The following is a 13,026-nucleotide window of genomic DNA, read 5'->3' on the forward strand; positions in this document are numbered from 1 at the left end:
CCTGTCATATACTTTGGCAGGGGAGGTCGTATGTCTTTCTTTATTAATATTTTTGTATGGATTTCGGGAAATATGACCTTCCCGATATGTAAAAACTTTACCAACCACAGAGAAATCTAAAAATATAGTCTCATGAGGAGAGAAATTGTCGCCGGAAACTGGAAAATGAATATGGATCTGGCTCAGACCGAGTCACTGATAGATGAATTGATAAGAACCCTGCCCGAAACCAAGGCAGAGGTCATGATCGCACCAACCTTTACAAGCCTTTACAGGGCCTTTCAATTACTGAGAACTCATAAGATCGAGGTAGTTGCTCAAAACATGCACTTTGAAGAGAGCGGGGCCTATACCGGAGAGATCTCTGCAGGCATGCTTAAAAGTATTGGTGTAAACACGGTCATTCTTGGACATTCAGAACGTCGTGCCTATTTTGGAGAGACGGATGAAATTCTGGCAAAGAAGGTTAATACAGCATTAGAACAAGAGATGGAGATCATCTTTTGTTTTGGGGAAGAACTGGAAGACAGAAAGTCCGGGAATCATTTTAAGGTAGTAGCCTCTCAGTTAAAAAATGCCCTGTTCCATTTGCCGGCAGACCAATGGAAGAATATCATTCTGGCTTATGAGCCGGTATGGGCTATCGGAACAGGAGAAACAGCTAGTCCGGAGCAGGCGCAGGAAATGCATGAATTTATCAGGAAAACCATTGCAGAGGTCTACAATGACGACCTTGCGCAGGGTGTTTCTATTCTATACGGAGGTAGTGTGAAACCGAACAATGCCGCTGAGATCTTTTCAAAGCCGGATGTTGATGGTGGACTAATAGGTGGGGCTTCCTTGAAAGCAGCCGACTTTGGGGCCATCGCATCGGCCTTTTAATTTTATCCCCGGAACATGTCAGCAATATATCTGGAATTTGATTTTAAAGTCTCGCCTAAAACTCCTTTCACAGACATTCTGATGGCTGAATTGGGTTCGGTCGGATTTGAAAGTTTTGAGGAAACAGAGGAAGGTCTCATGGGCTATATTCAAAAGGAGTTCTGGAATGAAAATGCCTTGCAGGACCTTTACAGTTTTGAGAACCCTCTGGTGGAGATCAGCTACGAACAGCGGGAGGTGGAGCAGGTGAACTGGAATGAGGAATGGGAGAAAAATTTTGACCCTATTGTTGTTGACGGGAGATGCACGGTAAGAGCGCCTTTTCACGAGAAGGCAACCACCGAGTACGAGGTTATTATAGAACCCAAAATGAGTTTTGGCACCGGCCATCATGAAACCACTCATATGATGATACAGTTGTTACTGGACACTGATCTGAAAGAGAAGGATGTTTTAGATATGGGTTGTGGTACCGGGGTCCTGGCCATTCTGGCTGAAAAGTTGGGTGCACGTCATGCAGACGCCATAGATATTGATAGGTGGTGCTATGAAAATTCTCTTGAAAATGTGGAGCGGAATTCCTGCCGTAACATAGATGTATACGAAGGAGATGCGAATTTACTGGAGGGTAAAGAATACGATGTGGTTATTGCCAATATTAACAGGAACATCCTGTTGCAGGATCTTGAAAAATATGCAGCTGTTTTAAGAAAAGGAGGTGTGTTACTACTGAGTGGATTTTATGAAGATGATATTCCAATACTGAAAGAGAAGTGTTCATCCTTGAAGTTAAACTTTACTCAAAAGCTGGAAAAGAATCTGTGGGTTGCTCTAAAATTTTTAAATTTGCGGCAAATTCATTGATTATGAGTACGAAAGAAAAAGTTCTCGAGAAGTTAGTTATCGAGGAAGATGTCTTAAAGGAAAATGAGATCGTACTTTACAATGATGATGTGAATACTTTTGATCATGTCATCGAAACCCTTATCATTGCTTGCGATCACACCCCGCTTCAGGCAGAACAATGCTCTCTTATTGTGCACTACAAAGGGAAGTGTACTGTAAAGACAGGAGCATATGACGATCTCAGACCACGGTGTGAGAAACTTCTGGAAGAAGGCTTGAGCGCAGAAATCGTTTAGTTTCAGCATACCATAAAACAACCATAAAAAAAAGGAGTGCTTTGTGCACTCCTTTTTTTATAAGGATTAGAGGAACTGCTGTTAAAGCTCATAGTTCCTCTAATCTGAGACCCGACATTTGATAGTGTCGATCATTCTTTCTCTATATTGGTATCTTTTCCGATAACCTTGTAAAATGGGCAAAATCTGAAAAAGCTGGTCAGTAAAAGTACAATGGCCAGTAACATCATCGCGATTCCGAAATAGCCGGAAATAATATTGTAATAGTATAACATAGCTATGAGGAATGAGACCACTACCCGGATGAGCTTGTCTTTCTGACTCATATTTTTCTTCAATCGCATAAGCACTTATTTGAGGGTACTCGGACAAACGTAATCAGTTCGTTTCATGCCTGTTTCCTTAATGTCTTTATAGCCACCGGCAATATCAGTCAGCTTGTCAAAACCTCGGGCTTTGAGGATGGAGGTAGCGATCACCGAACGATATCCTCCTGCACAGTGCACATAATAAGACTGATCTTTATTTATGGCCGACATCTCTTCATTGATAAAATCAAGAGGGAAGCTAACAGCATTTTCCAGGTGTTCAGCGCTGTACTCTCCGGGTTTTCTTACATCAAGAATGGTGATCTCCCCGTTGTATTCTTTTTCCAAAGCGTCTGCACTTATAGATCGGATACTGTCGGTTTCCTTACCGGCCTTTTTCCAGGCTTCCATGCCTCCTTCCAGGTACCCAAGGGTATTGTCGTACCCAACGCGGGAAAGGCGGGTTACAGCTTCTTCTGATTTACCTTCAGGAGCCACCAGGATAATAGGCTGATCCAGGTCTTTGATCAGGGCACCTACCCATGGTGCAAAAGATCCGTTCAATCCTATGAAAATGGCATTGGGAATATGTTCCTTTACAAAATCTTCCTGGTTTCTCACATCGAGTACCAGGGCACTTTCATGGTTGGCCATGGCTTCGAAATCTTCCGGATTCAAAGGGATGTTCCCTTTTTGCAGGATGCTGTCAAAAGACTGATAACCTTCTTTGTTCATCATGGCGTTCTTGGCAAAATACTGAGGAGCCGGCATGATCCCTTCGAGTACCTCTTTTACAAACTCCTCTTTGCTCATGTCTGCTCTGAGGGCGTAATTGGTTTTCTTTTGATTTCCAAGAAGGTCAACAGTTTCCTTGCTGAGGTTTTTTCCGCACGCTGACCCTGCACCGTGGGCCGGGTAAACGATCACATCATCAGCAAGAGGCATGATCTTTTCCCGAAGCGAGTCATAAAGCATCCCTGCCAGGTCCTCTTTGGTAATATCTTGCTTAATCGCCAGGTCGGGTCGACCTACATCGCCAAGAAACAGGGTGTCTCCTGTAAAGATGGCATGGTGTTTCCCGTTCTCATCGATCAACAAATAGGTGGTAGACTCCAGGGTGTGTCCCGGTGTGTGCAATACCTTAATGGTAACTTTTCCGATCTTAAATTCTTCCCCATCCTTTGCAGAATAGATGTCATAAGCGGTCCTGGCATTCGGTCCGTAGACGATAGTGGCACCGGTCTTTTCTGCAAGATCAATATGTCCTGATACAAAATCGGCGTGAAAGTGAGTTTCAAAAACGTATTTGATAGTGGCGCCTTCTCTTTCAGCTCTGTCAATATAGGGTTGCGTTTCTCTAAGTGGATCAATAATAGCCACTTCTCCATCAGATTCAATATAATAGGCTCCCTGTGCAAGACAGCCCGTGTAGATCTGTTCAATATTCATAGACTTCGATTTTTTCAAAGATAATAATTTCGTGTTTTCAGGGGTTGTAACCTCATTGGTCTCCTTCCTGATCACCTCCTTACTGATAATGAAAATACTCATCAGGAGGATAAGAATTCCAAAGCCCTTTTTAAGGTGTCGGCCGCTTGCAAACTGTGAAAGTTTTCCTCCAATCAGTGTCCCAGCAATGGTAAAGGCAGAAAAGCTTAAAAGAAAACTCCATTCTATATCCAGGGTCTGAACATCTCCTGAAAAGCCTACCAGGGAGTTGATGGTTACAATGACCAATGAAGTTCCTACAGCTGTTTTCATAGGTAAGCGTGCCCAAAGTGCCAGGGCAGGGACGTATAAGAATCCGCCGCCGGCTCCTATGAAACCGGTAACCAAACCAATAATGATCCCCTGTAGAAAGGTCTTGTAATAGGGTTGCTTTTTATTAGCATAGGTGTCGGGGTTTCCTTTTTGGTCGCGGATCATGGAGATGGAAGCCAGGAACATAACCGTAGCAAAGAACACCATGATCAACATATCTTTAGAGACCGTGTATCCCTGAAATTCAATAATGGTTTCCGGGAGAAAAGGCACCAGGTATCTTCGCGAAAGGTAAACCGCCATAAAAGAGGGAAAACAAAAGGCCAGTCCCGTTTTGAAATCTACAAGGCCTTTCCGGTACTTTTGTACCGTTCCGAATAAGGACGAAACCCCAACCACAAACAGCGAATAGGCCGTAGCGGTTATAGGGTTGTAGTGCAGCAGATAAACCAGCAGGGGTACGGTGAGAATAGAGCCACCTCCGCCAAGAAGGCCAATGATCATTCCGATCAGGAGGGCACCGGTGTACCCCAGTAATTCTTCATATCCCATTAATGCGGAAGTTTATCTCTCAGGGCTCCATATACATAGGTTCCCAGGAGGGCGCCACCAATTACCAGGAGGATGGAATAGGCACCGGTTCCGAAAAGTACATACATAGGTCCGGGGCAAGCACCTGCGAGGGCCCACCCAAAACCGAAAATAGTACCTCCAAGAATGTATCGGAGCCATGTCTTTTCTTTTGGATTAAAGGTGATCTCTATGCCTTCTGAAGACTTCATATGATTTTTCTTGATCAGGGCAACGATGATAATACCCAGGGTTACTGCAGAACCTATAATTCCATACATATGGAACGATTCAAAACGAAACATTTCAAAGATGCGGTACCAGGAAACAGCCTCAGATTTGACCATTACGATACCAAAGAATATACCGACTAGTAAATATTTTAAATACTTCATGTTATCCGAAAATTAGAGGTAATAGAAAATGAGTCATAATGAGTCCGCCAATAAAGAAGCCTACCACGGCCACCATGGAGGGAACCTGCAGGTTACTGATTCCTGAAATAGCATGACCTGAGGTGCATCCTCCGGCATAGCGTGTGCCGAACCCTACCAGGAAACCCCCGATCACAAGGATAGCGATGCCTTTAAGACTGAACACAGCTTCTTGTCCGTAAACCTCTCCGGGAACCAGGCTTTTACCGATGTTATCCCAGCCAAAAGCCTCCAGGGCAGCCACGGTATCAGGGTTCAGGTCTATATCGATGGGTTTACTGAGAAAATGAACCGCGATAAAACCGCCAATAACGGCTCCGAGAACCACGGTAAGGTTCCATCGTTGGGCTTTCCAGTTAAAGTCAAAGAATTTTACATTTTTTCCTGCCCCGGCCATAGAACACATGGTACGAAGGTTGGCAGACATTCCGAATTCTTTTCCGAAATACAATAGCAGAAACATGGTCAGTGCTATCAGTGGACCTGACACATACCAGGGCCAGGGTTCTAAAATGAAATCCATAATGGTGAGTTATTAAGTTTATACAAATGTAACCAATTACCTGTTGTCAGGATATGACCCCGGCGCTGTGAGGCGCAAACCGACTGTCATTCAGGATGGTGCTGAAGAAAAAATAAAATGCAGCAAAAAAATCAATTTTCTCTTTGGATTTGAGAGAAGAAAAACATTATATTTGCACCCGCGTTTGCAACAAGTCAGACGTGATATTAACGGCCTCGTGGCGCAACTGAATAGCGCATCTGATTACGGCTCAGAAGGTTACAGGTTTGAATCCTGTCGAGGTCACCAGAAGAAAATCCCCGGAAACCCAGTGTTTTCGGGGATTTTTCGTATATGCACAAAAAATTTTCGTGTAGAAAAAAATCCGTAATCAGAACTTTTTGACTATCTTTCAAGTACAATATTTACGAAATATTTACGACGCCCCGTAAATATCCGTTCAAATCATTGCACTATGAAAGCTACAGTAAAACGTTATACTTCAGACGGAGCCACCGACGGGCGTTACCCCATAAAACTTATCGTTACCCATCAAATGAAAATCAAGAGGAGGACTATTGCGCATGCCTCCGAAAAGGAATGGGATGATTACTACCAACTACCAACACCTAGATATCCGGATTTCGAAAATCTTTATGCCAAAATAATGGCGTTTCGCAATATTGCAATGAGCCAGGTGTTTAAGGAGGTTGAGGATTTGGAACTGGCTATGACCTTCTTTGAAGATAAGAAAGAGAAGAAACGATATTCTTTTTACGAATTTGCAATGGCGGAGGTAGATCGGATGGAACGACTGAATAGGTACGGTAACGCATCGGCCTACCGTTGCGCGGCTGATCAGCTGGACCAATTTAGACCAAAGTTGCTATTAGATGATCTTTCCGGGCCCATCCTTGAAGACTTCAAACAATACAAAAGGGAGCAGGGGCTTAAGAATACCTCTGTGCGCACATATCTTCTGGAACTACGTGCCATATACAATCGAGCTGTAAAGATGGCTGTCGTAGAGGATAAACAGCCTTTTAAAGGGATATTTAATGATGTTCCGACCAGGATACGCAGACAAAGAAATGAGTACCTCGATACTACCGGAATGGGAGCCTTAAAATACCTATCCGGACTTTCTGACCAACAACAACTATCTGTAGACCTTTCCCTATTGCAATTTTATCTGGGTGGTGCGGATTTGATGGACATCTATTATCTAAAGCGAAAGCAGATTTCGAAGAAAAGGGTCTATCTAAAAAGGTCAAAGTTAGGGGCGAAGGCTTATGAGTTTGATTTGGTATTGCTACCGGAGGCCAAAAGAATTATTGAGAAGTATCAGGATGTAGATCCGGATTCGGAATATGTGTTCCCTTGGTCAAAGATCAGAACACGCTACCAAACATTTCGTTCCACCCATAATGCCAAATTGAAGCGGATTCAAAAAAACAATAATATAAAGATCCTTCCGACCGGTGGCGTTTTAACCACCAAGGTGATCCGACACAGCTTTGCCACCATTGCCAAGTTCAAACACATAGAGGTTGATATTATTAGAGAGCTTATGGGGCATGAGCGGGGAGATATTGATACTGCTTATAAAGACAGGTATCCCGAGAAGGTTCGGGATTATGCCTTGAAACAAATATGCGCTTTCTGAATAGATTGCAAACCAAAATTTATAGAATGATTGAAGGATACAAAATAAATCGACCCCTAGATGGGATTTGGGTAGACTTGAAGTTTTTGAAGCTTGAGGATATAAATAAGACCCAAGTTTTGATATTGGCAATAATTGAAGTATTGGAGAGAAACAGTAAAGGTTGTTTTGCTGGTAACTCATATTTCGCAAAACTGTTGAATATAACTAATAAGCAGGTATCAGCCAATATATCCGATCTTAAAGAAAAGGGATATTTATTCGTCGAATATACCCAGCCAGGAAATAATGGTAGATTATTAAAATGTAAAAGGTTAATGGAGGGAAGTTTAGATTAAGTTAATTAATCATGCTAAGGGCCTATATTAATTAGGCCGTAGGTATTTTCAAAAGAATAACAAATGGGGTTTGTTAAGTCTCACCAAAAATGTTGATACCCTCACCAAAAATGGTGATACCCCCTCACCAAAAATGGTGATACCCTACCGCTTTTATCGGGAAGGCTTTCCCGTTAGAGGTTATACATATAATATTAGAAATAAAATAATTTAATAATATAGGGGAATATATACGCGCGCAGCGTTTTTTTTTAAAGAAAGAAAGGGGATATGGGGTAAAATCATGAAAGCAAGCTTTCATTCTACATCGCCTCCTAGCACAAATTATACTGAGTGGTATTTTTTATAGGGGGGTATGGTTCTTTACTAAATTAGGGCTAGAGGGGAAGCAAGCTTCCAATTAACCGCGGCCCGTTTTTTTTTTGAGTTGAATATCCGGATATCTTAAGCAATCTCCGCATTCTCGTTAATGCCTTCAATAATACTGATCACTTTATGAGCATCCCCATCTTCAAAAACACCCAATAAGCCTTGGTCGTTCATATCGGTAAAGGGCGGCTCGAATAGCATAGATGGCTCTATAGTGCCATTCTTTGTAAGGAAGGAGATAATATTCTGAATAAAGGTCATTTGGTCGGCGCTGAGGTTTCCGGCCTGCAGGAACTCTGCAAAGGCCTCCTGAGCGGCTTTTTCCTCCAGGCCAAGGATGCTGCGGATGAATACCCCTAAAGGTTGCTGCCCGTATTCCTTTTCAAAATCTCCCCGCGTTCCCCGGTCCTCCCCGTCAAAGAGGATCTCCTCCAGTCTGTCAAGTTCTTTGGCCGTGATGGGCTGATTAGAATGGAGTTTGGTAATGGTAAGCTGCTCCTTGTGGTCTCGTATGTAACTTTCTACCCGTTGCCTGTAAGGCATGCCGTAATTCGAGTTTAGGTCGGGTTCATTGGCTTCAGAGACTTCCACCTCAGAATCGATGAAGTTAGAGTACACCGTTTGCCTGCTACTGCCCTCCAGATACTGCACCAGTTCTCTCAGTTCTTCCCGTACCTGTTCCAGCTTTTTCTGTGTTATTCCCTCGAAGAATTCCGCCCTGTGTATGTTTTCGATCAGGGGCCTGGCCCGTAAAACATCGGGAATGGTGTATTTGGTGCTTAAACCTTCGGCGATATCCATCAGCGATCGCTGTAACCGCGGTTGTGCACCCGATAGCAGCAGAGTGGCTTCCTGCAGTTTGAGCATCATAAGGTCGAACCTTCGGGCCGTTTCACTGGCAGTCTCAGGTGCCGGCAGGTCCGACAGGTGTTCCTCAATAAGATGAATATCATGATTGCTCAGGTTATTCCAGCGATCCCGGCTGGAAAATTCATCCACATGCTGCAGTTTCATGCTCACCTGGAAACGGGTTTTGTCAAGTGATGCTATTTCCTGATGCAGGCGGTCCAGAAACTTACCGGCCAACTGCAGATCTTCTGCCTCTCCGGTATTGGCCAGGAGTCTGCTCAAATGCAGACGGGTTTCAAAGATCTGCTGACTCACGGGTTTCGACTGGGTGGTATCTCTTCCCTGTTGCTCTGCCTCAAAAAAGTCGAAATTGCCACAGACATCAAAAATCAAAAAATGCTCCTTGGGTTGTCCGGGACCAAATACATCCTCACACAAACGCGTTCCCCGGCCTATCATCTGCCAGAACTTAGCATAGGAGCGCACCACCTTAAAGAATACCAGATTCAGGACACGGATGGCATCGATCCCGGTATCCATCATGTCGACCGAAACGGCGATCTGCGGATTATTCTCCTTGTACTTATCGCAAAAAGCATCGATCAGACTCTGGGAATGCGAAACGGCATTGTGTACAGTGGCTATGAAATTTGCCGGTTTTTCGGGATAGCGCTCTAGAAAACAGTCTACGATGAACTGGGCATGTTTTTGATTAGCCGCAAAAATGATGGTACGTCCGATTTTATCGCCTCCTTCGATCTTGAGTCCATTTTGCATGAGGGCATCCAGGACCTTGTTTACGGTATCTTTGTTAAAAAGCCATTTGTTCATGGCCTGGGCGCCGATTTCTTCGGGTAACTCCCCGGTGGTAGTATCCAGGAAGGTCTCTTCGTATTTTTCCTTTTCTTTTTCGGAAAGATCACTGTATCTGATCCCGCTTCTCAGGAAATTGGTAGATACATTGATGTTTTTATAAGGTTTGAGGTACTTGGGTACGGCCTGATGCAGTTCGTACAGAAAGGTAGGATCTTCATTGGCGCAGCCGAAGAGTTCGAAGGTGTTGTGGTCGATCCCGTCCTTTGGAGTTGCGGTCAAGCCCACCAGGGCGGCATCAAAATACTCGAAAATGGCCCGGTAGCGGTTGTACACCGAGCGGTGCGCCTCATCAATAATAATCAGGTCAAAATGCCCCACCCCGTAAAAGCGCTCGTCTTCATTCTGGGCACTGTCTATCCTGTTCATCATGCTCGGATAGGTGCTGAACACCAGACGAGTGGTGTCGTTTTCCTTTTCTTTGGTCAGGTCTACAGCCGAAAGGTGGGGGAGGTACTCATTAAAACTGTTCTTGGCCTGAGTAACCAGGGCATTCCGGTCGGCCAGGAATAATACCCGTTTTACCCAGTTGTATTTAAACAAGACCTCGATAAGCGCGGCTGCAGTTCGGGTTTTACCACTTCCGGTGGCCATGACCAACAGGGCACGTCTTTTATTGCCGCGAATCCCTTTTTCGCCATCGGTAACGAAGGCCTCTGCCACCCGGCTGATGGCTTCGATCTGATAGGGGCGGTTAATGATATTAGGATTGGGAGTGGCCTGCCGCAGGTCTTGGATGGTGGTTCTTTTCTGGATCAACCACTGGAGCTCGTCTTTGGTGTAGAATCCGTGTACCCGTCTGGGAGCACTGTAAAAGGCGTCGTCCCAGATGCGGGTCTCATAGCCATTGCTGTAAAAGATCACAGGACGCTGTCCGTGTAGTTGTTCCAGGCAATTGGCATAAAGAAAAGCCTGATGCCTTCCGGCTTCCACATCCTTAGCAGTTCGTTTGGCTTCGACCAGGGCAAGAGGCTTGCCGTTGTCGTCCCAGAGCACATAGTCCACAAATCCGTTCCCGTTAGGGTTGTCACCCGTAACCGGCATACATCCTTTAACAGGGTATTCGATCTCCCGGCCTTTGGCTAGCGTATGCCATCCGGCTTCTTTCAGAGAAATGTCAATAAGATGCTCCCGGGTTTCGGCCTCGGTAAATTCACGGGTTAATGGCTTCAGGCGTGCTGCTTTCTGTTCCTGAAGTTGGGTAAGGGCTTCTAGGGTAGCTGCTTCCTGTGCCTGCAGGGCTGCTTCACTCGCCTGGGCTTTTTCGAGCGCCGCTTCCCGTTCTTTGATCAGGGCCTCAATTTTTACATTTAAAGCCTTCTCTACGGCCTCCTTCTCTTGTTGAATAACGGCCAGCTGCCGTTTTTCGGCGCCAACTTTGGGTATCCATTGTTCCTGGAATTTCCCCGGTAAATCAGGTAAACTTTCGCTGTAATCCCTCGCGATCCATTTTACAAAGTCGTAAGTATAACGCAAACCGATAAGGGCATCTTCACTGCTTACGGGTTTTCCGTAATGAGAGGCCTTATTTCCGATTTTACGGATGTAGTAAAGTCCTTCCTGTTGCTGATGCGGAATGATTCTTTTGATCTCCTCCTGATTCACCAGATTGAACAGCTCGGTGTTGTAAGGCAGTTCAAGATAATGTTCCTCGTAAAGCAGATAAATACATTCCTCAAGGGTAATACGGCAATAGCGGGCTGTAGAATCGGGTTCGCTGTTTACGCGAGACTCCGCCTTCTTCAGTTTATCGTACAGCGAAGGCCATTCTGCCTTAAGGAATTCAAAATTGCTTGTCATAGTAGGAAATTACTCAACGTATTCTTCATCTAAAATATTAATAATATCCTGACCAAACCAATCTACTTTGCGCTTACCGATTCCCTTGATGACGAGAAGCTCTTCTTTTGTTTTTGGTTTGCGCTGAATGAGCTCCATCAGGGTATTGTTACTGAACACATAGCCGGGTGACAGTTTGGCTTCCTTGCTTAACTCCCGGCGAAGCGCCCTTAAGGCTTCATAACATTCCTTCTCCCGGGTGTTCAGTTTATGGGCATCCGACTGTTGCTCTTTGAATTTCTGGGTAAACTTTAATTCCAAACGCCCTTTTATTCCTTTGTGTTTTCTTATCACTGGCAGGAAATCGGGCGCATATTGCTCAGTTTTCTGTAAACCTATGCCCTTGATAGCGATAAACTCCTCCTGGGTGGTGGGGAGCTTATCTGCCATTTCGATCAGGGTTTCGTTGTTGACTATGAGGTGTGGTGGGCACTTTTTTGATTTAGCTATTTTGGCGCGTTTCTCGTGGAGTTGCTCGAGGATGGGTTTCTCAACATATACCGGGTCCGGTTCTGCCATCACCGTTTCCTTTTCCTTTGGAAGATGAATCCTTCCGGGAAGTTGCAGGTCTAATCCATATTCTTTGGCCTGATAAATCAAAGAGCCTATTCGGGCACTGCCATTATTATTGCTGATGAAGTAGTCGAATTTCCGGTCGCATACATCCGCCTTATATTCCGGGTGGAAAGATGAAATCCTGTGGAAATGGGAACGGCCTTCTTCTCCCAATTCCGTGGCAAGCGCATAACCCATACGAATCCAATCGCCATAAAACTGTGTGATGTCGATTTGATGTTCTTCCACGGCAGCGGTAATGTGTTCGATGATCTCTGTGGCATCTCCATGAGCAACAGGAATGATCTGTTTGTTGAGAATTTTTTTGTGAACCGGTTTAGGTTTTTGAGGCGTGTGCTCCTTCTTGAAAACCTCAGCCTTCGGATGGCAATACATGTCTGGATCCCAGGAAAGCAGCATAAGCCGTGAAACGTCTTTACAAGCCTTATCTATAATGATGTTATAGGTGTTGAGGTAATACTGCTCTAAGGCATTGAATTGGGCAACATGGGTGTCTTCCGACTTAAGGGTCTTCACGATTACCTTGATCCCTGATCCTGACGGACTGCGAAAGCAAACATAGGTGTATGGGTCCTGCTTAAGCTGATCGAATACCTTCTGGTAGTCAGTTAAGGAGTCGATGTCGATCTGCATCAATCCGCTGTGCTGCTGAAGCCCCCTGCTGTTCCGTTCAGTAAAAATTCCGGAAAGGGTCACAGCAGGGATCCGCGATCTTTTGATGTTGCCGCGAACCTCCTTGTCGGTGGCCTGTCGGAGTTCGGTGATCTCGTCCTTCAGGTAGCCGTGTTGGATGATTTCGATAAGCTGATTCAAATCCAGAGCACCAGCAGGTTCGGTAGTGAGGACGTTATTGAAATATGAAAAGTTGAATTCGGTATTGGTGAGTTTGATGTTCATTTGGTGGTTGGTGTTCTGTT

Annotated in this window: 11 protein-coding genes, 1 tRNA gene and 1 pseudogene; 6 read left to right on the forward strand and 7 right to left on the reverse strand. The window is 44.8% G+C overall.

Annotation, left to right across the window (positions count from 1 at the left end; all coding sequences use genetic code 11):
• Positions 1 to 132: 132 nt before the first annotated feature.
• Genes tpiA through E7Z59_RS11530 form a run of 3 tightly spaced genes read left to right on the forward strand, consistent with a single transcriptional unit; the run spans position 133 to position 2,024 of the window.
• Positions 133 to 882 carry a triose-phosphate isomerase gene (gene tpiA, locus E7Z59_RS11520; protein WP_136336501.1) on the forward strand — a complete coding sequence of 250 codons (750 nt, stop codon included), beginning with the start codon at positions 133 to 135 and terminating at the stop codon, positions 880 to 882.
• 15 nt (positions 883 to 897) lie between these two features.
• On the forward strand, positions 898 to 1,746 hold the full coding sequence (gene prmA, locus E7Z59_RS11525; RefSeq protein ID WP_136336502.1) for a 50S ribosomal protein L11 methyltransferase: 849 nt from the start codon (positions 898 to 900) through the stop codon (positions 1,744 to 1,746).
• Positions 1,747 to 1,748: 2 nt separating this feature from the next.
• On the forward strand, positions 1,749 to 2,024 hold the full coding sequence (locus tag E7Z59_RS11530) for an ATP-dependent Clp protease adaptor ClpS (RefSeq protein ID WP_136336503.1): 276 nt from the start codon (positions 1,749 to 1,751) through the stop codon (positions 2,022 to 2,024).
• 131 nt (positions 2,025 to 2,155) lie between these two features.
• Here the strand turns inward: E7Z59_RS11530 and E7Z59_RS11535 are convergent, their stop codons facing one another.
• The 5 genes and pseudogenes from E7Z59_RS11535 to E7Z59_RS11550 form a co-directional block, all read right to left on the reverse strand.
• Positions 2,156 to 2,368, reverse strand: coding sequence for a YgaP family membrane protein (locus tag E7Z59_RS11535; RefSeq protein WP_242015646.1), 213 nt, complete (start codon positions 2,366 to 2,368; stop codon positions 2,156 to 2,158).
• A gap of 6 nt (positions 2,369 to 2,374) precedes the next feature.
• Positions 2,375 to 3,781 (reverse strand): MBL fold metallo-hydrolase, encoded by a 1,407-nt coding sequence (locus E7Z59_RS15440; RefSeq protein WP_168731310.1) that lies wholly within the window; start codon positions 3,779 to 3,781, stop codon positions 2,375 to 2,377.
• A 102-nt stretch (positions 3,782 to 3,883) separates the two neighbouring features.
• Positions 3,884 to 4,645, reverse strand: a pseudogene (locus E7Z59_RS15445) (sulfite exporter TauE/SafE family protein); the annotation flags it as partial.
• Entirely contained in the window at positions 4,645 to 5,058 is a 414-nt protein-coding gene (locus tag E7Z59_RS11545) for a DUF6691 family protein (protein ID WP_136336505.1), read from the reverse strand. The pseudogene E7Z59_RS15445 and the gene E7Z59_RS11545, both read right to left, overlap by 1 nt.
• A gap of 1 nt (position 5,059) precedes the next feature.
• Positions 5,060 to 5,620 carry a YeeE/YedE family protein gene (locus E7Z59_RS11550; protein WP_136336506.1) on the reverse strand — a complete coding sequence of 187 codons (561 nt, stop codon included), beginning with the start codon at positions 5,618 to 5,620 and terminating at the stop codon, positions 5,060 to 5,062.
• Positions 5,621 to 5,831: 211 nt separating this feature from the next.
• On the opposite strand from E7Z59_RS11550, the gene E7Z59_RS11555 reads away from it, so the two are divergent.
• From E7Z59_RS11555 to E7Z59_RS11565, 3 genes are all read left to right on the forward strand, one after another.
• Positions 5,832 to 5,908 (forward strand) — tRNA-Arg (locus E7Z59_RS11555).
• A 166-nt stretch (positions 5,909 to 6,074) separates the two neighbouring features.
• A complete protein-coding gene (locus tag E7Z59_RS11560) occupies positions 6,075 to 7,265 on the forward strand; it encodes a tyrosine-type recombinase/integrase (protein WP_136336507.1) in 1,191 nt (396 codons plus the stop codon).
• Between the two features lie 26 nt (positions 7,266 to 7,291).
• Positions 7,292 to 7,603, forward strand: a complete 312-nt coding sequence (locus E7Z59_RS11565; RefSeq protein WP_168731293.1) for a helix-turn-helix domain-containing protein — start codon at positions 7,292 to 7,294, stop codon at positions 7,601 to 7,603.
• Positions 7,604 to 8,047: 444 nt separating this feature from the next.
• Here the strand turns inward: E7Z59_RS11565 and E7Z59_RS11570 are convergent, their stop codons facing one another.
• Positions 8,048 to 11,494: a DEAD/DEAH box helicase family protein gene (locus E7Z59_RS11570; RefSeq protein WP_136336509.1), complete on the reverse strand. Its 3,447-nt coding sequence runs from the start codon at positions 11,492 to 11,494 to the stop codon at positions 8,048 to 8,050.
• A gap of 9 nt (positions 11,495 to 11,503) precedes the next feature.
• Positions 11,504 to 13,006 (reverse strand): HRDC domain-containing protein, encoded by a 1,503-nt coding sequence (locus E7Z59_RS11575; protein WP_136336510.1) that lies wholly within the window; start codon positions 13,004 to 13,006, stop codon positions 11,504 to 11,506.
• Positions 13,007 to 13,026 lie beyond the last annotated feature (20 nt).

This window comes from Robertkochia marina (assembly GCF_004799345.1).
Taxonomy (GTDB): Bacteria; Bacteroidota; Bacteroidia; order Flavobacteriales; family Flavobacteriaceae; genus Robertkochia; species Robertkochia marina.